This is a genomic window from Mycolicibacterium agri, from assembly GCF_002553505.1.
In the GTDB taxonomy this organism is placed as follows: Bacteria; Actinomycetota; Actinomycetes; order Mycobacteriales; family Mycobacteriaceae; genus Mycobacterium; species Mycobacterium agri.
This window is the reverse complement of record NZ_PDCP01000005.1, coordinates 95,415-119,045: the sequence shown is the minus strand read 5'-3', so window position 1 is coordinate 119,045 and position 23,631 is coordinate 95,415. Positions and strand designations below refer to the sequence as shown.

16 protein-coding genes and 1 pseudogene are annotated in these 23,631 nt (G+C 65.8%); 14 read left to right on the top strand and 3 right to left on the bottom strand.

Annotation, left to right across the window (positions count from 1 at the left end):
- The first annotated feature begins 122 nt into the window (after positions 1 to 122).
- The 4 genes from CQY20_RS04705 to CQY20_RS34745 all read left to right on the top strand — a co-directional run bounded on the left by CQY20_RS04705 (position 123) and on the right by CQY20_RS34745 (position 4,952).
- Positions 123 to 1,694: an ATP-dependent DNA ligase gene (locus tag CQY20_RS04705; protein ID WP_097938520.1), complete on the top strand. Its 1,572-nt coding sequence runs from the start codon at positions 123 to 125 to the stop codon at positions 1,692 to 1,694.
- Between the two features lie 103 nt (positions 1,695 to 1,797).
- Positions 1,798 to 4,089, top strand: a complete 2,292-nt coding sequence (locus tag CQY20_RS04700) for a carbon starvation CstA family protein (RefSeq protein WP_097938518.1) — start codon at positions 1,798 to 1,800, stop codon at positions 4,087 to 4,089.
- Complete coding sequence (locus tag CQY20_RS04695) at positions 4,089 to 4,226, top strand: YbdD/YjiX family protein (protein ID WP_234816095.1); 138 nt, start codon at positions 4,089 to 4,091, stop codon at positions 4,224 to 4,226. Before CQY20_RS04700 ends, CQY20_RS04695 begins: the two co-directional genes overlap by 1 nt.
- 129 nt (positions 4,227 to 4,355) lie before the next feature.
- Complete coding sequence (locus CQY20_RS34745; protein WP_163700422.1) at positions 4,356 to 4,952, top strand: chitin-binding protein; 597 nt, start codon at positions 4,356 to 4,358, stop codon at positions 4,950 to 4,952.
- A gap of 13 nt (positions 4,953 to 4,965) precedes the next feature.
- Here the strand turns inward: CQY20_RS34745 and CQY20_RS04685 are convergent.
- Together CQY20_RS04685 and CQY20_RS04680 are read right to left on the bottom strand one after the other, a co-directional pair.
- Positions 4,966 to 6,185 (bottom strand): annotated as a pseudogene (locus tag CQY20_RS04685) (cytochrome P450).
- Positions 6,186 to 6,196: 11 nt separating this feature from the next.
- Positions 6,197 to 7,228: an LLM class F420-dependent oxidoreductase gene (locus tag CQY20_RS04680; RefSeq protein WP_097938514.1), complete on the bottom strand. Its 1,032-nt coding sequence runs from the start codon at positions 7,226 to 7,228 to the stop codon at positions 6,197 to 6,199.
- A gap of 86 nt (positions 7,229 to 7,314) precedes the next feature.
- Here CQY20_RS04680 and CQY20_RS04675 point away from each other — a divergent pair, with 86 nt between their 5' ends.
- Complete coding sequence (locus tag CQY20_RS04675) at positions 7,315 to 8,811, top strand: acyl-CoA carboxylase subunit beta (RefSeq protein WP_097938513.1); 1,497 nt, start codon at positions 7,315 to 7,317, stop codon at positions 8,809 to 8,811.
- Here the strand turns inward: CQY20_RS04675 and CQY20_RS04670 are convergent.
- Positions 8,808 to 9,854 (bottom strand): TIGR03857 family LLM class F420-dependent oxidoreductase, encoded by a 1,047-nt coding sequence (locus CQY20_RS04670; RefSeq protein ID WP_097938511.1) that lies wholly within the window; start codon positions 9,852 to 9,854, stop codon positions 8,808 to 8,810. The genes CQY20_RS04675 and CQY20_RS04670 overlap by 4 nt on opposite strands.
- Positions 9,855 to 10,310: 456 nt before the next feature.
- Between CQY20_RS04670 and CQY20_RS04665 the strand changes: the two genes are divergently transcribed.
- The 9 genes from CQY20_RS04665 to CQY20_RS04625 all read left to right on the top strand — a co-directional run bounded on the left by CQY20_RS04665 (position 10,311) and on the right by CQY20_RS04625 (position 23,623).
- Entirely contained in the window at positions 10,311 to 11,726 is a 1,416-nt protein-coding gene (locus CQY20_RS04665) for a GntP family permease (protein ID WP_097938510.1), read from the top strand.
- 14 nt (positions 11,727 to 11,740) lie between these two features.
- A complete protein-coding gene (locus CQY20_RS04660) occupies positions 11,741 to 12,952 on the top strand; it encodes a CaiB/BaiF CoA transferase family protein (RefSeq protein ID WP_097938508.1) in 1,212 nt (403 codons plus the stop codon).
- A complete protein-coding gene (locus CQY20_RS04655; RefSeq protein WP_097938506.1) occupies positions 12,949 to 13,908 on the top strand; it encodes a hydroxymethylglutaryl-CoA lyase-like TIM-barrel protein in 960 nt (319 codons plus the stop codon). The genes CQY20_RS04660 and CQY20_RS04655 overlap by 4 nt, the downstream gene beginning before the upstream one ends.
- Entirely contained in the window at positions 13,898 to 14,899 is a 1,002-nt protein-coding gene (locus CQY20_RS04650; RefSeq protein ID WP_174814650.1) for a 2-hydroxyacid dehydrogenase, read from the top strand. The genes CQY20_RS04655 and CQY20_RS04650 overlap by 11 nt, the downstream gene beginning before the upstream one ends.
- Positions 14,892 to 15,707 carry an IclR family transcriptional regulator gene (locus CQY20_RS04645; RefSeq protein ID WP_097938504.1) on the top strand — a complete coding sequence of 272 codons (816 nt, stop codon included), beginning with the start codon at positions 14,892 to 14,894 and terminating at the stop codon, positions 15,705 to 15,707. Before CQY20_RS04650 ends, CQY20_RS04645 begins: the two co-directional genes overlap by 8 nt.
- 413 nt (positions 15,708 to 16,120) lie before the next feature.
- Complete coding sequence (locus CQY20_RS04640) at positions 16,121 to 17,779, top strand: medium-chain acyl-CoA ligase Mig (protein WP_097938502.1); 1,659 nt, start codon at positions 16,121 to 16,123, stop codon at positions 17,777 to 17,779.
- Positions 17,780 to 17,885: 106 nt separating this feature from the next.
- A complete protein-coding gene (locus CQY20_RS04635) occupies positions 17,886 to 19,106 on the top strand; it encodes a cytochrome P450 (protein ID WP_097938500.1) in 1,221 nt (406 codons plus the stop codon).
- A complete protein-coding gene (locus CQY20_RS04630) occupies positions 19,103 to 20,329 on the top strand; it encodes a CaiB/BaiF CoA transferase family protein (protein ID WP_097938498.1) in 1,227 nt (408 codons plus the stop codon). Before CQY20_RS04635 ends, CQY20_RS04630 begins: the two co-directional genes overlap by 4 nt.
- A 117-nt stretch (positions 20,330 to 20,446) precedes the next feature.
- A complete protein-coding gene (locus CQY20_RS04625; RefSeq protein ID WP_097938496.1) occupies positions 20,447 to 23,623 on the top strand; it encodes an ATP-binding protein in 3,177 nt (1,058 codons plus the stop codon).
- Positions 23,624 to 23,631 lie beyond the last annotated feature (8 nt).

Sequence of the window (23,631 nt, the reverse complement as noted above, 5' to 3'; positions counted from 1 at the left end):
GGCGAGCGGGCGTGTCTGCGGCCGACACGCCGTCACAAATCGCGAGTTTGCGCACGCTCACACCCGACCCCGGACGGCCCTAGCGCCTGGGGAATGTCCGAACCTCGTGCCAATGTGGAGGCGTGCAGCTGATCGACGTCGCCACCGCATCGGCCGAGGTCGGCGCCTCCTCGTCGCGACTGGCCAAGATCGCCCGCATCGCCGAGGTGCTCGCGGCGGCGGCCGAACACGGCGACGCGCGCCAGGTCGCCGTCGTCGTGTCCTGGTTGTCGGGCGATCTACCGCAGCGCCAGATCGGCGTCGGGTGGGCGGCACTGCGCTCGCTGCCACCGCCCGCACCCCAGCCGACGTTGACGGTCTCCGGCGTCGACGCCGCCTTCACCGAGATCGGCGCGGTGGCGGGCAAGGGTTCGCAGGCCCGGCGGGCGGGGTTGGTCGCAGACCTCTTCGCGGCCGCCACCGAGCTCGAACAGACCTTCTTGCGCCGACTGCTCGGCGGCGAGCTGCGGCAGGGCGCGCTGGCGGGTGTGATGGCCGACGCGGTCGCCAAGGCTGCAGGCGCACCGGCTGCGACGATCCGCCGCGCGGCAATGCTGGCCGGCGATCTGCCCGGCGTCGCTGCAGCGGCGCTGACGGGTGGGGCCGCGGCGTTGTCGGCGTTCACGCTGCGGGTGGGCCAGCCCGTCGGTCCGATGCTCGCGCAAACCTCGACGGGAGTCGCCGACGCTCTCGAACGGCTCGGCGGCGACGCCGTTTTCGAGGCCAAGCTCGACGGCGCGCGGGTGCAAATCCACCGCTCCGGCAACGAAGTGGCGATCTACACCCGCAGCCTCGACGACGTCACCGTGAGGCTGCCCGAGGTCGTCGAGGCGACACTCGCGCTGCCGGTGACCGACCTGATCGCCGACGGCGAAGCGATCGCGCTGCGCGCCGACGGCCGGCCGCACCGGTTTCAGGTCACCGCGTCGAGGTTCGGCCGCGGCGGCGGTCGAGGGCGCAATGACCGCGGCCCCGACATCGCCGCCGCCCGCGCCGCACAGCCGCTTTCGGTGTTCTTCTTCGACCTGCTGCACCTCGACGGCGCGGACCTGCTCGACGAACCGACAAGCGAAAGGCTGTCGTCGCTCGACGCGATCGTGCCGCCAGAGCAACGCGTCGACCGGTTGTTGACCGGCGATGTGGAAGCGGCACAACGGTTCCTGGAGACGACGCTGGCTGCGGGCCACGAAGGCGTGATGACCAAATCGCCGACCGCGTCGTACGAAGCGGGCCGCCGGGGCGCCGGGTGGCTGAAGGTCAAGCCCGTGCACACGCTCGACCTCGTTGTGCTGGCCGTGGAATGGGGATCCGGTCGACGCACCGGCAAACTGTCCAACATCCATCTCGGCGCCCGCGACCCCGCCACGGGCGGATTCGTGATGCTGGGCAAGACGTTCAAGGGAATGACCGACGCCATGCTGGACTGGCAAACGGCCCGGTTCCTTGAGCTGGCCGACGGGCCCACCGACGGATGGGTGGTCAAGCTGCGCCCGGAACAGGTCGTCGAGATCGCATTCGACGGCGTGCAAACCTCTTCCCGCTACCCCGGAGGCATGGCGCTACGGTTCGCGCGCGTGCTGCGCTACCGCGACGACAAGAGTCCCGCCGAGGCCGACACGATCGACACCGTGCGCGCCTTCTACGATCGCGAATAGCACCGAATTTGGGGCCTCTTGCGGCATTCCCCTATGAGCGCGGCAGGGCCTTTGAAAGGATCGACCAAGAACCCTGGCTCCACCGTGATCGAGGGAGGACATTGTGGCTTCACCCACTGCCGCGTCGACCGAGCGTTTCGAGGAGACCGACGGCGATATCACCTATATCCGTACCGACAAGAATCTGCCGCCGGTAGCCATCATCGATCGTTCCCCGATCACCACCAAGCACAAGATCATCTTCGGGATCATCGCGCTGCTCGGCGCCATCGCGTGGGCGATCATCGCGTTCTTCCGCGGGGAGACCGTCAACGCTGTCTGGTTCGTCATCGCCGCGATCTGCACCTACGTCATCGGTTTCCGGTTCTACGCCCGGCTAATCGAGATGAACATCGTTCGCCCGCGCGACGACAACGCCACTCCGGCAGAGATTTTCGAGAACGACACCGACTACATGCCGATGGACCGCCGGGTCTTGTTCGGCCATCACTTCGCCGCGATCGCCGGCGCGGGTCCGCTGGTCGGCCCTGTGCTCGCGATGCAGATGGGCTATCTTCCGGGCACGATCTGGATCATCATCGGCGCGGTGTTCGCCGGTTGCGTGCAGGACTTCCTCGTGCTGGCGATCTCCACCCGTCGCCGCGGCCGCTCACTGGGCCAGATGGCCCGCGACGAGCTCGGTGCGATCGGCGGCGCGGCCGCCATCGTCGGCGTGCTGGTCATCATGGTGATCCTGCTCGCCGTGCTGGCGCTCGTCGTGGTGCAGGCGCTGGCCCAGAGCCCGTGGGGCGTGTTCTCGATCGCGATGACGATCCCGATCGCGTTGTTCATGGGCGTGTACCTGCGTTTCCTGCGGCCGGGACGGGTCTCTGAGGTCTCGCTGATCGGCGTCGTGCTGCTGTTGCTAGCCGTCGCCTCGGGCAGCTGGGTTGCCGACACCTCTTGGGGCGCATCGTGGTTCGACCTCTCCCCCGTGGCGCTGTCATGGTGCCTGATCATCTACGGATTCGCTGCGTCCGTGCTGCCGGTGTGGCTGCTGCTCGCGCCGCGCGACTATCTGTCGACCTTCATGAAGGTCGGCACGATCGCGCTGCTGGCGATCGGCATCCTGCTGGCCCGCCCGATCATGGAGGCGCCGGCCATCTCGAATTTCGCGACCGCAGGCACCGGTCCGGTGTTCGCCGGTTCGTTGTTCCCGTTCCTGTTCATCACGATCGCGTGCGGCGCGCTGTCGGGTTTCCACGCGCTGATCTCCTCGGGCACAACGCCGAAGCTGCTGCAGAAGGAAAGCCAGATGCGGCTGATCGGCTACGGCGGCATGCTGACCGAGTCGTTCGTCGCGATCATGGCGCTCATCACCGCCGCGATCATCAACCAGCATCTGTACTTCACGCTCAATGCGCCTGCGGCACAGACGGGCGGTACGGCTGAGACCGCTGCGGAATACGTCAACAGCCTGCCGTTGTCCGGGGCGCCGATCACGCCGGAGCAGATCACCGCCGCGGCCGAAAGCGTTGGGGAGGACACGATCATCTCCCGCACCGGCGGCGCTCCCACGCTGGCTTTCGGCATGTCCGAGGTGTTGGCGAAAGTCTTCGGTGGAGACGCATTCAAGGCGTTCTGGTATCACTTCGCGATCATGTTCGAGGCGTTGTTCATCCTGACGACGGTTGACGCGGGCACCCGTGTTGCCCGCTTCATGCTGTCCGACGGGTTGAGCAATCTCGGTGGGCCGCTGCGCAAGTTGAAGGATCCGAGTTGGCGCATCGGCGCATGGGCGTGCAGTCTGGTGGTCGTCGCCGCATGGGGCAGCATCCTGCTGATGGGCGTGACTGACCCGCTGGGCGGCATCAACACGCTGTTCCCGCTGTTCGGCATCGCCAACCAGTTGTTGGCCGCGATCGCACTGACCGTGGTGACGGTCGTGGTGATCAAGAAGGGCCACCTGAAATGGGCTTGGGTGCCCGGTGTTCCGTTGCTTTGGGACCTCATCGTCACGCTCACCGCGTCGTGGCAGAAGATCTTCTCGGGTGACCCGAAGGTCGGTTACTGGACGCAGCACGGGCTCTGCCAGGCCGCGCAGGATGCCGGAAACCTCTGCCTCACGGCGAAGACGGCCGCCGATGTCGATAAGATCGTGCGCAACACCTTTATCCAGGGATCGCTGTCGATTCTCTTCGCCCTCTTGGTGGTCATCGTCTTCGTCATGGGCGTGTTGATGGCGCTGCGCGCGATGCGCGGTGGCGGACTACCCTTGACCGAAGACGAGCCGGTTCCCTCGCGAATCTTCGGGCCGTCCGGGCTGATCGCGACACACGCGGAACGGGAGGTGCAGAAGCAATGGGACGCGTTGCCGCAATCGCACGGCAGATCGGTTGGTACTGGGGCTCATTGATGGGCGATAACCACTACCGCCGCTACGTCGAACATCACCGACAGACCCACCCGGGCGAGCCGATCATGTCCGAGCGGGAGTACTGGCGGATGCGCCACGACGCCACGGAGGCCAACCCCAACACCCGCTGCTGCTGACGCCACACCGTCGGACGGTCGACTGAAACCGGCTGACAGCCAATTATTAGGCCTCGCATAGCCGGCTCCCATCGTGCGCTCCTAGCGTCGCCGGTGGGTTGGGGTCTCCTGACGCGGAAAGGCGTGGTGATGGAACTCACTCAAATGGTGGCGGGAGCGGCGCTCAGTTGCACCCTGGTCGCGGCGATCATCGGCATCGGAGCAGGGGTCGCCGAAGCCGCGCCACCGTGCCCACCGGGCGCGCACTGCGGCGGCGGACCCGACGGCCCCGGTGGTCCCGGCGGTCCCGGCCCCGGTGGTCCCGGCCCAGGCGGACCAGGCGGTCACGACGGTCCCCGGCCCGGCGGTCCAGGCGGCCCCGGCGGTGGCGGTCCCGGTGGTTTCGGCCCAGGCGGCCCCGGTGCCCACGACGGGCCCGGCCCCGGTGGCCCCGGCGGTCCGCCCGGTGATTTCCGGGGCGGCCCCCACGATTGGCGACCGCCGTGGAACCCGCATGAAAACGACTGGCGCGGGCGCTTCCACGGCGCTCCGTGGGGCGCTGGACTACCGCCGTGGGGCTGGGGCGCGCCGCCGCCACCCGTCTTCCGCGGACCACTTCCGCCGCCTTGGGGCCCGCCTCCGCCGCCTATCGACTACTTCGGCTTCACCGAGCAGCCGGTGTGGGACCCGGGCTACAACCAGTGGGGGTTCTGGTTCTTCGGCATCTGGATCCCGCTACCCGTCTGACCGACACTCCAATTCATTTGAGCGAGTAGCGGATCGGCAGATGCTTGAGCCCGCCGACGAACGTCGTCGCCACGTATTGCGGATCACCCGCGAGTTCGACGGACTGCAGCCGCGGCAGCAGTTCGGTGAAGAAGCTGTTGACCTCCATGCGGGCCAGCGCCGCCCCAGGCAGAAGTGCACGCCATAGCCGAAAGCGATGTGCTTGTTGGGATCTCGTGAAACGTCGAAGCGGAACGGGTCGTCGAAGACCTCTTCGTCGCGGTTGCCCGAGACGTAGGACAGCAGCACCGACTCCCCCGCGCGGATGCGCACACCGCGGACGGTGGCGTCTTCGGCGGCGGTGCGCATGAACGCCTTCACCGGTGTCACCCAGCGGATCATCTCCTCGGTGGCCAACGGCATCAGATCGAGGTCGGTGGTGAGCCGGGCGTGCTGGTCGGGATTCTCGATGAGCGCGAGCATCCCGCCGGAGATCGTGGCGCTGGTGGTGTCGTGTCCGGCCGCCGCGATGATCGCGTAGTAGGAGATGGTGTCGATGTCCGACAGCGGCTCACCGTCAATGGTGGCGTTGGCGATCGCCGATGCCAGGTCATCGGTGGGGGTTTCGCGCCGCGAAGCGGTCAATGCGGTGAAGTACTCGAACATCTCCAGCAGGGCCGACATCTGCTCCTCGCCGTCGACGCCGCGCTTGAACTCGTCGTCGTCGCTGCCGAACAGTTCCTGGGTCAGCTTGAGCATCAGCGGAAAGTCGGATTCGGGCACGCCGAGCAGCGACATGATCATGTACAGCGGGTAGTTGACGGCGACCTGCTGAACGAAATCGCATTCGGGAGCGATCGCCGCCATCTTGTCGACGTACACCTTGGCGAGTTCGTCGGCGCGTTCTTTCAACGCCCGCATGGCCTTTGGCCGGAACCAGTCCGCGCCGATCGCCCGCACCGAACGATGCTGCGGGTCGTCCATGTGGATCAGCGTGCGCACTCCGACAGCGGCCTGCCGTTCGTCGTCCTCCGCGGTGACCAAAACCGGCCGCGGAGAGTTGGTGAAGACAGTGTTGGCCCGCTCGACGTCCATGATGTCGGCGTGTTTGGTGATCGCCCAGAACGGTTTGTAGTTCGGCACCTCGACCCAGGAGACGGGTGCGTTGGCCCGCAGATGAGTCAGTGCGGCATGCAGTTTCGCCTCATCGGTATACGCCTTCGGCGTGGCGAACACCTTGGCCGCGTCGTCCATGATGGGCGTACTCACGCTGCGCTCCTTATCTTCTGCAGGACGGACGAAACGGTGTCGTCGCCGACGGACGACGGGAATCCGATCAACACGCGATCGATGACGCCGTCACAACGTTGATGAATCGCAGTCGGAAGTTCGCCAAGGGACGCGACGACGGCGAACGTCCGCAGCATCTCGTCGTCGATCAGTGACCCCATCTGATCCCATTCGCCGGCCAGCGACAGCCGATGCAGTTCGGTCTGCAGGTCGCCCCAGCCGTGCAGTTCGAGCACCTTGCGGTAGGCCGGCGTCGAAGCGTAGAAGGCGATCTGCTTGCGCGTGCCGACCGCGTTGGCGGCCAACTCGTTATCGTCGGCGCCTGTCACGACGAACAGCGGGCAGGACACCTGAAAGTCCGTGCGGCTACGGCCGGACCGCTCCATCCCGCGCAGCAGCGCAGGCAGCGTCACTTCCTCGAAGTAGCGCTTGGTCGTAAAGGCGTGGGCGAGAAGGCCGTCGGCGACCTCGCCGCACATCTCGGTCATCGCCTCGCCGACCGCGGCGACGAACACCTTCGGGAAGGGATGGGCCAGCGGGTCGGGCGTGAACATCGGCGTCATCAGCTTGTGGGTGTAGAAGTCGCCTTCGAAGGCCAGCTTGGTGCCGTGTTGCCAACACGACCAGATTTCCTGCAGCGCAACCACATACTCGCGCATGCGCTGCACGGGTTTGCTCCACGGCATGCTGAACCGGTTCTCGATGTGCCGCCTGATCTGGGAACCCAGCCCGAGGATGAAGCGGCCGCCGGAGTACGCCTGCACATCCCAGGCGATGTTGGCCACCGTCATCGGGCTGCGCGCGAACGCGACCGCGATGCTGGTGCCCAACTCGATCGACGTGGTGTGTTCGGCCGCCAGCACCAGTGGCAGGAACGGGTCGTGATTGATCTCGGCGGTCCAACAGCAGTCGTATCCGCGGCGCTCCAGCCCGGCCGCGGCACCGACGACGTCTGAGAGTTGGCTGGAGACGGCGCCGTCCACCCTGAGACCGCCGTGGTCACCCATACGGGAGGACGCTACAGTAAGCAATTCAGTATGGTCAACGTGAGCACGCCGGTGCGACGATCGCCTTTCGACGACGGGAATTGCACATGACGAACGAGCAGGGCTGGCAGGAAACGCTCGAAGACCTCGATCTTCGGCGTCAGCGCTCGCGGTCGATGGGCGGCCCGGACCGGCTGGCCAAGCACCACTCCCAAGGCAAGCTCGATGCCCGCGCGCGCATCGAGCACCTCCTCGACAAGGGCACGTTCCGCGAGTTCGGCACGCTCGTCGGCGGTGACATCGCGGCCGACGGGATCGTGGCCGGCTCGGGCATGATCAACGGCACCCCGGTCATGGTCGGCGCCGAGGACTTCACTACGCTGGCCGGCAGCATCGGCCCGGGCGGCAACGCCAAGCGCTACCGGCTGGCCGAATTGGCGCTTCGGGACAGAGTGCCGCTCGTGATGCTGCTCGAAGGGGCCGGATTCCGCCCCAGCGGAGAGCATTACGGCCGCACGCCCACCGACCTGCTGGCGCAGACGCAATGCTCGGGCAAGGTTCCGACGGTCGCCGGACTTCTCGGCCCGTCGGCCGGCCACGGGGCGCTGGTGGCGCCGGTCTGCGACTTCACCATCATGAGCCGCCAGGGCGCGATCTTCACCGCGGGGCCGCCGGTCGTCAAAGAGTCGACGGGCGAAGACATTTCGAAGGAGGACCTCGGCGGGCCGGGTGTGGCGCTCGCCAGCGGCGTGATTCACAACCTCGCCGAGGACGACGAGTCGGTGCTCGACGACATCCGCCGCTACCTGTTCTACTTCCCGCCAAGCGCATGGTCGTATCCCGCGTCGCTGCCCGCCGACGAGACCACCGAACCGCGGCCCACGCCCGAACTGCTCGACATCGTGCCGCGCACCAATCGGCGCGTATACGACATGCGGGCGGTGCTCGACGTGGTGTTCGACCGGTCCGACTGGTTCGAGGTGCAGCCCAAGTTCGGCCCGGCGATCATCTGCGCATTGGCTCATCTCGGCGGCCATCCCGTCGCGGTCGTCGCCAACCAGCCGAAGGTTCTCGCCGGTTCGATCGACGCCGACGCCGCCGACAAGGCGGCCCACTTCATCACGGTGGCCGACTCGTTTCACCTGCCGATCGTGTTCCTCGCCGACAACCCGGGCATGCTGCCGGGCAGCCGCTCGGAGAAGAGCGGTGTGCTGCGCAGCGGTGCGCGGATGTTCGCCGCACAGACGGCCGCGACGACGATCAAGCTGCACGTGACGCTGCGCAAAGCCTATGGATTCGGCTCAATGGTGATGTCGCTGTTGGGTTTCGACAACCAGAGCGCGACGTTCGCCTACCCCGGCGCCACCATGGGCGCGATGAGCGCCGCGGCCTTGAGCCGCGCGTCGCACGCCACCGAAGACATCGAGGCCAAGCTTCGCAAGATGGAGGTCGAGGCGTCCTTCCGTTCCGCGGGGCACCTCGGATTCGACGACCTCATCCACCCCGAGGAGACCCGCGACGCGCTGCTGTCGGCGCTGCACCGCGCCATCTACACCCGTCAAGCCGCCGCAGAACCGGTGGCCCGCACCGTCATCACGCCCTAGCCCCTTTGACTTCGATACGCATCCACGATCGGTGCGAGTTCGGGCGGCGTCGCGCCGTGCATGATCAACGCGTCGGCGCCGTAGTCGAATTCCTTGCGGATGCGCTCGACGCACTGCTGCGGCGAACCGGTCGCCGACGGCTCCAACCACTCGTCAGGGATCAGCGTCGCGATGTGTTCGATCTGATCCGCCGACGCCTTGTGGTCGATGCCGCCGGGGATCGACTGCACAACGGGGTCATCCCGAAAGCGTTGTAGCACTCCGGGATCCCAGTGGTTGGTGCGGACCAGCAGGTCGCCATAACCCTGCAGGTAAGTCGCAAGGCGGGCGACGGTCTTCTTCAGCCGCAGTTCCTTGGGCAGATGATCGCCGACGGTGGCGAAGCACGACCACACCCGCACGCTGTCGGGATCGCGACCGGCCTTCTCGGCGGCCTCTTTGACGGTCTTGACGCTGCGCTGCAGGGTCTCCGGCGTGAAGTAGGTGTGCAGGATGACGTCGTCGAATGCGCGCCCGCCAAGGGCCAGTGTGTTGGGGCCGAACGCCACCAGCGCAAGCCGGATGTCCTCATTGAAGTCCGGATCGAGGAAAAGCACCTGGTACTTGCCGATCGGGCCGTCGTGGTTGAAGATCACCTCGCCCTTCCACAGCCGGCGCATGACATTGGCGAAGTCCTCCATCTGCGCGGTGGTCACCGCGGGAATGCCGAAGGCCGCATACATCGCCGCGACGCCGCGACCGATGCCGAGCGTGAACCGGCCACCGGACAGGCGATGCATGGTCGTCGCCCACGAACCGGTGATCAACGGATGGCGTGTGTTGTGATTCGTTGCGGCGGTGGCGATCTGCATCCTGCTTGTCACCGCGCACGCCGCACCGACGAGCGAGGACGCCTCCTTGACGTTCCACCGCTCGGAGATGAACGCGGTGCCGAAGCCCATCTCCTCTCCGCAGCGGGCCTCGTCCATCAGCGTGGCAGGCCCGTCCCCGCCCGCACCGGCGAGCAGGTAGAAGCCGAGCTCGTCGAGCACTCGTTCGGTCACGCCCAAACTCCTTGCCGCTAGCCGCGATTCCACACTTCGGAGATCCGCCGTCGGTACAGCTCCACCACTTCGAGCGCCGAGCGCGTCACGCGAGCACCTCCAGCGCGTCGATCGCCGTCGAGCCTATATCGGGATCTGGCTGGAGCCGGCGGCCGACACCGTCGAGACAGGTCTGCGAAACGGCATCGTCCACGGATCGACATGGGCCATGTAGGCCTACCCGATGAACCTGGCCGCCGAACCGGCCGACGTCCGCGCCCCGGCGCCTCCGCTCCTACGGGCTAGAACGATAAGCCGCAAACCACACGAAATACCTGGTCACAGCCGAACTAGTTGAGGGTCTTGCTTATATTGTGGGTTCATGCTCATAATATGAACGCAGTGCGCGTCACACCTCGGTGTTTCCTGTGTCGCCGATAACCGCAATCAGCCAGCGGCCGAAAGAGGGGCTCACCCATGTCAGATACCGCAGTCGTGATCAACACGGCGGTAGCGATCATCGCGGTGGTCGTCATGATCGTGCGGTTCAAGTTCAATCCGGTGGTCTCACTGGTGGTCGGGTCGGCCTATCTCGGCCTCGCGGTCGGTCTCGGCGTCCAGGAGACGATCGACGCGATCATGACGGGGTTCGGCGACATCATGGCCGAAGTCGGTTTGTTGATCGGGTTCGGCGTTCTGATGGGCGCCATCCTGCAGCGAACCGGCGCCATTCAACGACTGGTGCAAACACTGCTAAATGTGTTCGGCGCCAAGCGAATGCCGTATGCGATGTCGCTGACGATCGCCACCCTGCTGCAGTCCATCTTCCTCGACGTTCTGCTCGTCATCTCGGCTCCGCTGGCCCGCAGCCTGGCCAAGAAGATCGGTAAGAACGGGACCGCGCGGATGGCAGCGGCGATGGCGATCAGCCTCGAATGCGGAATCGTGCTGACAGTCCCGGGTGTCGGCGCGCTCGCCCTCGCCGGCCTGCTCGGCGTCCCACTCGGCAAGATGCTGCTTTTCGGTGTTCTACTGGTGATCCCGACCGTCGCGATCGCCGTCGCGATCATGTCGTTCCTGTTCAACCGTGGCTGGTGGAACCCCGAACGCGACGAGCAGACCTTCCTGGGCGAGGACGATGAACCTCTGGGCAACGACGTCGATACCGCCGCTGCCACAGTCGATTCCGACGGACCTGGCGGCGCCGGAGGCGCTCTGGCCACCAAGACAGTGACCGCCACCAAGGCCCAGACACCGCTCATCGTGTTGTTCGCGCCGATGATCGCCTCCCTGCTGTTGATCGCCACCGGCGCGATCCTCGACGCCGCCGACATCCACAGTCCGATCATCAAATTCGTGTCGTCACCCGTGATCGCACTGCTGATCGGCCTCATCGGGACCAGCTTCGTCGGGCGGTACTCCCTTGGCACCGAACCGATTCAGAAGGCGATCGCGACCGGCTTCAAGGAGAGCGGACAGATCCTGATCCTGACCGGGGTCGGTGGCTCGCTCGCCGCCACGATCAAGGCCGCCGGCCTCGGCGACATCCTCGGCGAATACTTCACGGCGAGCACCGCCGCGCCGCTGCTGGTCGTATGGGTCATCGCGGCCGCTCTGCACGTAGCCGTCGGGTCGGTCACCATCTCTGCAATCACGTCGGCGGGCATTCTGGCCCCCATCGCCCCCATCATCGGGCTTGACCCCGTCCTGATCGCACTGGCCGCAGGCGCGGGATCGCTCTTCGCAGTCCATGTCACGAGCAACACCTTCTGGCTGCTGCAGTCGCTGTTGGGCCAGTCGACGCGGGGAACGCTGAAGACGGTCACCGTCGGCGTATCGGTGGCGTCGGTCGTTGCGATTCTGCTCATCCTGCCGATGAGCCTCTTCTTCTGAGCAAATTAGGGAATATATTGATCACGAATGCTATTCAGCCGCTCGCTGGTGTGCGAGTGCTGGAACTCGGTAACTACATCGCTGCGCCGACGGCAGGCCGCATGCTGGCCGACTTCGGCGCCGAGGTCATCAAGGTCGAGCGCCCGGTCACAGGCGACGAGCTGCGCAACTGGCGGCTCTACTCTGGCGATACCTCGATGTTGTACCGGACGATCAACCGCAACAAGAAGTCCATCGTCGTCGACTTGAAGACCGAACGCGGTCGGCAGATCATCCTCGACCTCGTCAAGCACTGCGATGTGCTCCTGGAGAACTTCCGGCCGGGAACCCTGGAGAAGTGGGGCCTCGGACCCGAAGCACTCGACCGGGTCAACCCGGATCTGGTCATCACCCGGATATCGGCGTTCGGCCAGACCGGCCCGATGGCCGATCGGCCCGGCTTCGCGGCCGTCGCCGAAGCGGTCGGCGGGCTGCGCGAACTCGTCGGCGATCCCGACCGCCCGCCCGTACGGACCGGTGTCTCGATAGGCGACTCCATCGCCGGAATCTATGCCGCGTTCGGCACAGTGATGACGCTGTTCCAGCGTGAGCGCGTGAAAGTCCCGCTGTCACAACGCATCATCGATGTCGCGCTGAACGAATCCGTGCTTTCAGTGATGGAGTCGCTGGTGCCCGACTACCTGGCCTACCGTGTCACGCGCAAACGTGTGGGTGGACGGATGGAGGGCATCGCACCGAGCAACGCCTACCCGTGCGCCGACGGCACCAGCATCATCGTGGCAGGCAACGGCGACGCCATCTTCCAGCGCTACATGCACACCATCGGCCGACCCGACCTCGCGACCGATCCCGAACTGCAAACCAACGCGGGCCGCTGGCATCGGCGTGAGGAAGTCGACGCCGCGATCGGCGAATGGACCATCCGCCACAACCGCGACCACGCGCTCAAGCTGCTCGAGGAGGCCGGTGTACCCTGCGGCCCCATCTACACCGCCGCCGACATCTGCGCCGACGAACAGTACGCAGCACGGAACATGATCCAGGAGTTCGACGTTGACGTCGGCGCCGAAGAGAAGCGGACTGTGGGATTCCCGGGCATCGTGCCGGTCATCGGCCCTGCGTCACTGCCGATCCGCAATGTGGGACCCGACCTCGGCGAGCACACCAGAGACGTGCTGGCCACACTGTTGGGGCTTCACGACGACGAGATCGAGGACCTGACATGACCGTTCGCCCCTTCGTCCCGCGGGCAGATCTTCGCGACGTGACTCTGCGCGACGGGCTGCAACTGACGTCCAAAGAGCTGGCAACCGAACGCAAAGTGCAGATCATCCGCGAACTGCTCGCACTCGGCGTGCCGGCACTGGAGATCGGTTCGATGGCCCGACCCGACCTCGTGCCCCCGCTCGCCGACACGCTCGACGTCGTGGCCGCGCTGAATCCCGACGAGCTGTCGCGCTGCTGGATCTGGGTGGCCACGCCCCGACACGTGGAAAAGGCGGCCGCCGCGGGCGCCCGCAACTTCCAATACTGCTTCTCCGCCTCGGATTCCCACAACGAGGCCAACATCGGACGCACTACCGAAGCCAGCGTTGCAGCGATGCCCGACGCCGCTCGGATCAGCGAGGAAGTCGGCGGTGCGATTCAGCTGTGCATTGCCACCGCGTTCACCTGCCCGTTCGAGGGCGTGACCGATCCGGAGAGGGTGATCGGCATCGCCGCGGACCCCCGCACGGCCGGAGCGGCCGACATCGTGTTGTGTGACACCATCGGGCAGGCGATACCGACGCAGGTGAACGATCTCATCGTCGGCGTCCGGGAGCGGACGCCCCAGCGCCGCATCGTCTTTCACGGCCACGACACGTGGGGTCTGGGTGTGGCGAACACGCTGGCCGCGATCGCGGCAGGCGCCACGATGGTCGACGGATCGCTCGGCGGTCTCGGCGGCTGCCCCTTCGCGCCCGGCGCCAGCGGCAACACCCCGACCGAGGATCTCCTGTTCGCGACCCGCCCGGACTGGTTCACGCCGTCTACGCTGGCGTCCATGCTGGAGATCACCGACAAGCTTCTCACCGAGCTGGGCGAGCCGAACCGCGCCCGATCCGCCCAAGGGGCGCGGTCGAAGTCCTCGGCGTTCGAGTGGGTCGTCGGCGGAGGTGAGCCGAGCCGCCGTGACGGATGAACCCGCCTTCCTGGTCACCTACCCGATCCCCGACCCCGGGCTGAGCTCACTGCGGGAGGCCGGCTCGGTCCACATACCCGCCGAACCGCCGACCGCCGAAGAGCTCCGCGAAGCCTGCACCTCGGGGCAGTTCGACGTGGTGGTCGCGCAACTGAGCGACCGGTTCGACGCCGATCTGCTCGACGTCGCGAAGCTGGCCGGAATCTCCAACTACGCCGTCGGCTTCGACAACATCGATATCCCCGCCGCGACGCGCAACGGCATCCTCGTCGGCAACACCCCCGGCGTGCTCACCGACGCCACCGCCGACGTGGCGATGCTACTCATGCTGGCCACCGCGCGGCGGGCCGTCGAAGCCGACCAATTCACCCGGTCCGGCCGATTCACCGGCTGGAAGCCCGATCTGCTTCTGGGGCAAGATGTCTCCGGCGCGACGCTGGGTCTGGTCGGCTTCGGGCGCATCGCGCGTGCCACGGCCCACAGGGCGGCCGCCTTCGACATGAACATCATCTTCTGCAACCATCCCCCTGCTGGGCGAACCCTCGACGAAAACGAAGTCGCCGCGCTGCCCTACCCGGCACGCCAGGTCGACTGGCCGGAACTCGTCGAAAACAGCGACTTCCTGTCCATCCACGTCCCGCTATCGCCGTCCACCACGCATCTGATCGACACTGACACCTTGGCGGCAATGAAGCCGACCGCGATTCTGGTCAACACCGCACGCGGCCCGATCGTCGACGAAGCAGCCCTCGTCGACGCGCTGAGAAACGGGCAGCTGGCGGGCGCCGGGCTCGACGTGTACGAACACGAACCCCGCCTCACACCAGGGCTTGCGGACGTGCCCAACGTCGTGCTCCTGCCACATTTGGGCAGCGCGACGACGAAGGTGCGGGCGCGCATGGCCCAGTTGTGCGCCGAGAACGCGATCGCCATCGCACGCGGCGAGGTGCCTCCCCATTGCGTGAACCCGGAAGCGGTGAAAGATGGCTGAAGGCACTGACGTTCACGACATCACCACAGCAGAGCGCGCGGCGTCGTCCTCCAAACAACAGCCACTGCTGGTGCTGGGCAAGATCACCGAAATCCTCGACGCATTCACGCTCACCAGGCCTGAACTGACCCTCGGAGAGATCCAGCAGGCGACCGGCCTGCCGACCTCGACCGTGCAGCGACTGGTCAGCAACATGGTCGCGCAGGGGTTGCTGGACCGCCAGGGTGACCGCATCCGGATCGGCATCCGGATGTCGTACTGGGCGGCGACGGCGCTGACAGATCTCGACGTTCTCGCCGTCGTGAACGAGGTTCTCAAGGAGATCCGCGACAAGACCGGCGAAACCGCGTGCTTCTTCAAGGTGGAGCAGAACTACCGGGTCTGCGTGGCGGTCGCCGAAACCCATCACGCGCTGCGCCGACACATGTACGTGGGCAAGGTCATTCCCCTGCACGTCGGGTCGGCTTCGCGGATATTGCTGGCGTGGAATCCCGAACTCGCGGAGACGATCCTGTCCCAGCCCCTTGAGCCGATGACGGACTACACCATCACCAGCCCCGACGAGCTGCGCGGGCTCATCGCGCAGGCGAAGGCCGACGGCTATGCGATCACCACCGGCGAGCGCGAGGATTCGGCATCGGGGCTCTCGGCACCCGTGTTCGACTCGGCGGGCGATATCCTTGGCGCGATCACGATCAGCGGACCGACGATCCGGATGCCGGTTTCGCAGTGCGAGGCATGGGTCGACCTCGCCGTCGAGTACGCCGAGAAGATCACCCGGACCATCGGCGGCCAGCTTCCGCGCTGAATCGGCCCAGAAACCGACACCGTTCTATTCGATCTGGTGGCCCCGCCTCACAGATTAAAATCAGTCCCGGCAGCGAGGATGTCACCCTGGTGCCCGAATTCAGTTCTGCGCCAGGCGATGTCGCGCTGCACAGGGGGCACGGCGTCGGCCCGATGGGTGGCGCCGCCGCGACGCCGTCCTGCGCAACCGCGAGACGCTGTGAACGTCGCCTGCGTGTCGTCTCCCGCAACCCGGTGGCGGGAATCCCGCCGACTACGCCTCCGCGATCCTCGACAACACGATCGCGCTGCCGGCCACCGTCACCACCGAAGACCTGCTCACGGTCCGGGCGTGACCGACGCCGACGGCACCGTACTATCCGAAGCAAACCGCCCTGCTGAGAACAGCGGGCCAAGAGAGGTATGGGAAATACGATGACCGCCCCCGCAACGCAGTTCACCGTCCCCGCCGCTGCGGACGCCGTCGCCGCAGTGATCGGCGACCGGCCGTTCATCATCCAGGGCGAACGACGCTACACCTACGCGCAGGTCGTCGAGCGCTCCAACCGGCTCGCGGCCTACCTGCACTCGCGCGGCCTTGGCTGCCACACCGAGCGCTCGCAGCTCGCCGGCCATGAGGTGGGCCAGGACCTACTGGGCATCTACGCCTACAACGGCCCGGAGTACGTCGAGGGCATGCTCGGTTCGTGGCGTGCACGCGTCGCGCCCTTCAACGTCAACTACCGCTACGTCAAGAGCGAGTTGCAGTATCTGCTGGCCGACTCCGGCGCCAGCGGGCTGATCTATCACGCCACATTCGCGCCGCGAATCGCCGAGGTGCTCCCCGAGCTGCCAAAGCTACGGGTGCTCATCCAGATAGCCGACGACTCCGGCAATGATCTGATCCACGGCGCCGTCGACTACGAGAAGATCGTCGGCTCGGGCCCGACGCAGCCGCCGCCGGTCGAGCCGTCTCCCGACGACCTCTACGTGCTCTACACCGGCGGCACGACCGGGATGCCGAAAGGCGTGCTGTGGCGCCAGCACGACATCTTCATGACCTCCTTCGGCGGCCGCAGCCTCTACACCGGCGATGTCGTCGGCTCGCTCGACGACCTCGTCAAGGCGGCGGCAGAAAGCCCTGGCACGAAGCTGATGATTTTGCCGCCGCTGATGCACGGCGCCGCGCAATGGGCCACGTTCACCGCGATGAATACCGGCCAGTCCGTGGTGTTTTCGTCGGTGACCAACCGGCTCGACTGCGACGACGTCGTCGCCACCATCGCACGCGAGAAGCTGCTGGCGGTGACGGTCGTCGGCGACGCTATGGCGCGACCACTCGCCGATGCCATCGAACGTAGCGACGCCGACCTGTCGTCGCTGGCCGTCGTCGCCAACGGCGGCGCGCTTTTGACCCCGACCGCCAAGCAGCGGCTGATCGACGTCAAGCCGGGCCTGATCGTCGTCGACGGCGTCGGGTCGTCGGAGACCGGCGCGCAGATGAGCCACATGTCGGCCCCCGGCGCGGTATCGACCGGGAAGTTCAACGCAGGTCCGGACACCTACGTCGCCGCAGAGGACCTCAGCGCGATCCTCGACCCGGGTCACGACGGCATCGGCTGGCTCGCGCAGCGCGGCTATGTTCCGTTGGGGTACAAGGGCGATGCGACAAAGACCGCCGCGACGTTCCCGGTGATCGACGGTGTGCGCTACTCGATTCCCGGCGACAGGGCACGCCACCTCGAGGACGGCTCCATCGAGTTGCTCGGTCGCGACTCGGTGACCATCAACTCCGGCGGCGAGAAGATCTTCGCCGAAGAGGTCGAGTCGGCGATCGCGTCTCACCCCGCGGTGGCCGACGTCGTCGTCGCAGGCAGGCCGAGCGAGCGCTGGGGTCAGGAGGTCGTCGCGATCGTGGCCCTCGCAGAGGGCGCCAGCGCCGATGCGCAGGAACTCATCGAGCACGCGGCCAACGTGCTCGCCCGTTACAAGCTGCCCAAGGCGATCGTGTTCCGGCCGGTCATCGAGCGCAGCCCCGCAGGTAAGGCCGACTATCGGTGGGCGCGCGAACAGGCCGTCAACGAAGGCGCCTAACCAGCGCAAACCGTCGAATCGGCCCGCGTCGACTCCTTCGCGATCCCAATACTGTAATCTTTACAGTACCTGCCGCAGTCCGCCGAAAGATGCTGGAGATCGCAACGTGGATACCCCAGTGCTGGACGTCACGGCCGATGAAGCGGCCGACCTTCTTCGTAACCCCTACCCCATCTTCGAGCGCAGGCGGCGGGAAACCACTGGCGTCTTTTGCGGCAGCGTGATGGATTGGACCCGCGCCCCTGCCGCGATGCGGCCCGAGCATCTCTACGCCGCGGTGTCCTTTGATGCGGTGAACCGCGTCTTCCGCGACAGCAAGGCGTTCAACTCACACATCTATGACAGCACCGTCGGCTTGTTCATCGGCCCAACCATCTTGGCGATGGAGGGCAAACAGCATTGGGACCACCGCAATCTCGTGTCGTCGGCATTCAAGTCGAAGTCACTGTCGCGGTGGGAACCCGAGGTGGTGCGGCCGGTGGTCAACGCGCTGATCGACGAGTTCGTCGACGCCGGCGAAGCCGACCTGGTGCGCGACTTCACGCTCGAGTTCCCGACGAGGGTCATCTCCAGGCTGCTGGGTCTTCCGGAAGAAGACCTGCCCTGGTTCCGCAAGCGCGCTGTCGAACTGATCAGTTATCACATCAACTACAAGCGTTCCTTCGAGGCGTCGGGCGCGCTGAAGGAGTACTTCCTCGATCAGATCGACAAGCGCAGGTCCAGGCCGACCGAAGACATCATCGGCGACTTGGTGGACGCCGAGGTCGACGGCGAGAAGCTCAGCGACGAAGCGATTTACTCGTTCCTGCGGTTGCTGCTGCCCGCGGGTTTGGAAACCACATACCGGTCGTCGGGGAACCTGCTCTACTTGTTGCTCACCCACCCCGATCAATTCGCCGCGGTGGCGGTCAATCGCGAACTGATCGCGCCCGCGATCGAGGAAGGCCTGCGGGTCGAGACGCCGCTCACCACCGTCCAGCGCTACGCGACGGCGGAGACGCAGTTGGAAGGCGTCACGATTCCGGAGGGCGCGGTGATCGATGTCTGCATCGGTTCCGCGAACCACGACGAGCGCCGGTGGGAGCGGTCGGAGGAATTCGACATCTTCCGTAAACGGGTGCCGCACATTTCTTTCGCCGCAGGTGAACACACCTGCATGGGACTACACCTGGCCAGAATGGAGACACGGGTCGCGCTCGAATGCCTGCTCGAGCGGTTGACCGACATCACGCTCGTCACCGACGGCGATCCGCACATCTACGGCCAACCGTTCCGGTCTCCGACGGCACTGCCCGTGACTTTCGCACCGGCAAGGGCTGATTCATGATCAAGGTGATGCAGGGCGTCCGTGTCCTCGAGGTAGCGCAGTTCACGTTCGTGCCCGCGGCTGGGGCCATCCTCGCGGACTGGGGCGCCGACGTCATCAAGGTCGAGCACCCGCTGCGCGGCGACACTCAGCGCGGGTTCGTCAATATGGGTGGCTTCCAATTGGATCCGAACCGGCATCCACTGATCGAGCACCCCAATCGCGGCAAGCGCAGCGTCGGCATCGACATCTCCACCCCGGGCGGCCAGCAGGTGCTCTACGAGATCGCCAAAGCCTCCGACGTATTCCTGACCAACTATCTGCCCGCCCAGCGCCAAAAGAACAAGTTCGACATCGAGCACATCCGCGCGGTCAACCCGAATATCATCTATGCCCGCGGCAGCGCCTACGGCGACAAGGGCACGGAGCGCGATATCGGGGGATTCGACGGCACCGCGTTCTGGACGCGCAGCGGTGTGGGACACGCGCTGACGCCCGAAGGACTCGGTGGCGCTCTCTCACAAGGGATTCCGGCGTTCGGCGACTCGATTGGCGGGATGAACATCGCGGGCGGCATCTCGGCGGCGCTGTTTCATCGGGAACGCACCGGCGAGGCCGTCGAACTCGATGTGTCGTTGTTGAGCACTGCGTGGTGGGCGGCGGGCGCGAGCGTGACGCAGGGCTTGGAGACCGGCGAGACCATGCGGTCGTTGATGCCGGATTCCATTGGCCCGACGGTGAACCCGTTCCTCGGCAATTACCTGACATCCGACGGCGGCACGATCAACCTGTGCATCGTCAGCCCCACCGGTTACATCCGCGACGCGTTCGAGCACCTCGGTCTGCCCGCGTTGGCCGACGACCCGCGGTTCTGCGACGTCATGCCGCTCATCGAGAACGCCGAGGAGGCGGCACGGCTGATCGCCGAGGCGATCCGCGGCAAGCCCTTCGAGTACTGGCGCCAGCACCTGAAGACGATGAAGGGTCAGTGGGCGCCGTTCCAGAGCCTGGTCGATCTCGCCACCGACGAGCAGGCCGTCGCCAACGACATGATCGTGGAGGTGGAGGCCACCGACGGTGGCAAGCCGTTCAAGGTGGTGCGCGGGCCGGTCCAGTTCAATCATGAGCCGCTTGAGACCACGCGCGCCCCGCAGGCCTCCGAGCACACCGAGATCGTGCTGACCGAACTCGGCATGGACTGGGACCGCATCACCGAACTCAAGGAGTCCGGCGCCATCGCCTGACCCGCGACTGACACCGCGCGCCTTTGACCTGCGGAAATCAATAACAGCAGAAACCCGACCGCCAACGCCGCCGTGAGTGATGATGGTGTTTATTGACGGCGGAGGAGAAAACCGGTGATGGCGCATCCGGCCACCGCGGCGATTGACCGGTGCAGATCATGCGGGCACGAGTTGAGGGTCAAGGCTCGCTTCTGTGACGAATGCGGTGCACCGGTCTCCACACCAGACCCGGCCGGGGAACGCAAACAGGTCACCGTCTTGTTCTGCGACGTCGTCGGGTCGATGAAGCTCGCATCGGCTCTCGACCCAGAGCGTCTTCGCGAGCTCATGAACGAGTTGTTCAATCGCGCTGCCGCTGTGATTCACCGTTACCAGGGGACCGTCGACAAGTTCACCGGCGACGGTTTGATGGCCCTCTTCGGCGCTCCGTGCGCGCTGGAGGATCACGCGCTGCGCGCCTGTATCGCAGCACTGGAGATACAGGTCGCCACCAGCGGTCTGGCCGTTGAAGTGCGCCGCACCGACGGACTCGACCTGCAGATCCGTATCGGCTTGAACTCGGGCGAGGTGATAACCGGCGACATCGGGGCAGGGCTTGGCAGATACACCGCAGTGGGCCATCCCGTCGGCATGGCCCAACGGATGGAGGCCGCCGCGCCCGGCGGTGGCGTGTTGTGCTCGATGACCACGGCCAAGCTCGTCGAAGGCGTCGCCCGTCTGGGCTCCGTCCAGGAGGTGGTGATCAAAAACAGCGACAGGCCAGTGCCCGCGCGGCGGCTCTTGGCGGTCGAGTCGGGCAAGAAGGTGGTGGGTCGAAATGAAGGTGTGATGTTCGGCCGTGAGGCCGAACTGACCTGGCTACGAAACGTTCTCGATGCCAGGACGGGCAGTGTCGTGGCGATCGTCGGCGACCCTGGTCTCGGCAAGAGTCGGTTGGTCGCCGAGTTCGCTGCGATTGCCGCCAGTGAGGGCCTCGACGTTGTGATCGCTCGGTGCGAAGCGCACACCACAACACTGGCTTTCCGCGCACTCTCCCAAATGCTGCGCGTCATGTTCCGAGTCGAGGAAGTCAGCGATGCCGACGCCAGGGAACTGACTGCAGCGCAGTGCCAGGGATTCCTGTCAGTGGACTCGACAGACGCTCAGCTGCTGTTCGAGGTGATGGGAATCGCCGAATCCGACGTGGGTCCGCTGCAGGTCAGTGTCGACAGGCGCAGGCGACTGGTCGAGATAATGGCGCAGGCTGCGCTTGCGCGGCCCACGCGAACCGTCTATGTCCTCGAAGATGCGCATTGGATAGACGCGCCCAGTGACGAGGTGCTCTCCCAACTCGCCGCCACCCTTGCCGTGACGACATCGACGTTCGTCGTCACCTACCGGCCGGAGTTCCGCGGTGCGCTGCAACAAAGTTCACGCAATGCGATCACCCTTGCGCCGCTGTCCGGTTCGACGGCGGTGGCGCTGGTCAAGTACTTGCTCGGCGATGACCCGGCACTCGAGGCGCTGGCTGACCGTATCGCGTCGGCCGCTTTAGGGAATCCGTTCTTCGCCGAGGAGATCGTGCGGGATCTGGCTGGCAGCGATGTGCTAGCCGGCAGCCGTGGCGCCTATCGGCTGACCCGCAGCGTCGGCGAGATCACCGTTCCCGCCACCGTTCAGGCCGTACTCGCAGCCCGCATCGACAGACTCCCCGCCGAGGCGAAGTCGATACTGAACGCCGCAGCCGTGGCCGGTTTCGCATTCGACCAGGAGCCACTGAGCGCCCTGCTCCCCGACGCCGACCTGTCCCCGCTCGCCGAGTTGGTATCGGCCGAACTCATCGATCAAACGGAATTCGTTCCCAGGCAACGCTACTGCTTTCGCCATCCGCTGGTACGCACCGTCGCCTACGAGTCACAATTGACGACGACCCGCGCGCAGGCGCATCGGCGTCTGGCCGCCGCCATCCAGGCTCGTGACCCATCCGCCGTCGATGAGAATGCCGAACTCATTGCCGCGCACTACGAGGCCGCCGGGGATCTAGCAGACGCGTACCACTGGCACATGCGGGCGGCCGATTGGCTTGCGCTGCGTGATCTGCGAGCAGCCCGTACTCGGTGGGAGAGCGCGCGGCGAATTGCCGACCAACTCGCCGATGACCACGACGACATCGCCGCCATGCGCATCGCGCCGCGGACGATGCTTTTCTCGAAGTCGATCTTCGTCGGGCACGACGCCGACGTCGACGACCAGTTCCGAGAGTTCCGCGAGATGGCGACACAAGCCGGTGACGCGACGTCGCTCGCGATCGCAATGGCAGGCCGCATCGTATCTTTCACCACCAACGATATCCGCATTCCCGAAGCGGCTGAACTCGCCGAGGAGCTGGTCGATCTGGTCGACCAAATCGATTGCGACGCACCCACCATGGGCGTCATTATGTTCGCGGTTATTTACGCCCGCTTTCTCAATTGCGATTTCGATGCCGCTTCGATCATGCTCGAGCGGCTGAAGTCCGTTCTGGTGCATGCACAGACCATGGAACTGGCGTTCGCCGACGCCATTCGAGGTGGGATCGAGTGCTTGACCGGCGACCACAAGAGCGGCCGCAAGCACATGCAGGAGAGCTATGCGATCACCAATGGTCTCCCACAGGACAACCAGGCAATCGTATGGGCTTACTGGGGTCTTCTCGCGTCGATCGGAATCTTCAAGCCGGCCGAGATCGTGGACGATATGCGCGAAAATCTGCAGTGCGCAGAGTCGTTCGGCGATCTGTTCTGCATCATCGCTGCGCAATGGTCTGCGGGAGTCGTCCTGCTCCGCACCGTCGAGTCAGCCCGCACCGAAGCCGTCGGGCTGCTGAAAAGCGCCCGCGCAAGCATCTCCAAACACAACTTGTTCACCGTCGCGCTACCGGCCATTGCAGCGGACCTCGCGATCGACGACGCACGCAAAGGTAGTCGCGACGAAGCGATCATCGAATTGAGAGACTGTTTCGAACTGCACACGACACGTGGCCTCCGCTTCGTCGCCGGTCGCGCGGGCGAGGCCCTCGTCGAGCTTCTTGTCGAGAGATCCGGGTCGGGCGACCTCGCCGAGGCACGGCGCGTGATCGACTGTCCCCTCGCCCGCCATCCGGAGATACCCGCAATGGATCTGTGGTGGTTGCGATCGCGCGCGTTGTTGGCCGCCGCTAAGGGTGACTGGGCAGGCCACGCCGAGATTGCCAGGCAGTATCTCTCGCTCTGCGAGAGGCTCGACGCCCGCGGCCGGATCGACGAGGCGCGGCAGATGGTCAGTCGGCGCGGCTGAGATTCTCG

Excerpts from the sequence above, each read along its gene's own strand:
- CQY20_RS04655 (WP_097938506.1), top strand. The coding sequence starts at position 12,949 with ATGACCGTTCGCCCCTTCGTCCCGCGGGCAGATCTTCGCGACGTGACT.
- CQY20_RS04645 (WP_097938504.1), top strand. The coding sequence starts at position 14,892 with ATGGCTGAAGGCACTGACGTTCACGACATCACCACAGCAGAGCGCGCG.
- CQY20_RS04625 (WP_097938496.1), top strand. The coding sequence starts at position 20,447 with ATGGCGCATCCGGCCACCGCGGCGATTGACCGGTGCAGATCATGCGGG.
- CQY20_RS04640 (WP_097938502.1), top strand. The coding sequence starts at position 16,121 with ATGACCGCCCCCGCAACGCAGTTCACCGTCCCCGCCGCTGCGGACGCC.
- CQY20_RS04695 (WP_234816095.1), top strand. The coding sequence starts at position 4,089 with ATGGGCGATAACCACTACCGCCGCTACGTCGAACATCACCGACAGACC.
- CQY20_RS04665 (WP_097938510.1), top strand. The coding sequence starts at position 10,311 with ATGTCAGATACCGCAGTCGTGATCAACACGGCGGTAGCGATCATCGCG.
- CQY20_RS04680 (WP_097938514.1), bottom strand. The coding sequence starts at position 7,228 with ATGGGTGACCACGGCGGTCTCAGGGTGGACGGCGCCGTCTCCAGCCAA.
- CQY20_RS04630 (WP_097938498.1), top strand. The coding sequence starts at position 19,103 with ATGATCAAGGTGATGCAGGGCGTCCGTGTCCTCGAGGTAGCGCAGTTC.
- CQY20_RS04675 (WP_097938513.1), top strand. The coding sequence starts at position 7,315 with ATGACGAACGAGCAGGGCTGGCAGGAAACGCTCGAAGACCTCGATCTT.
- CQY20_RS34745 (WP_163700422.1), top strand. The coding sequence starts at position 4,356 with ATGGAACTCACTCAAATGGTGGCGGGAGCGGCGCTCAGTTGCACCCTG.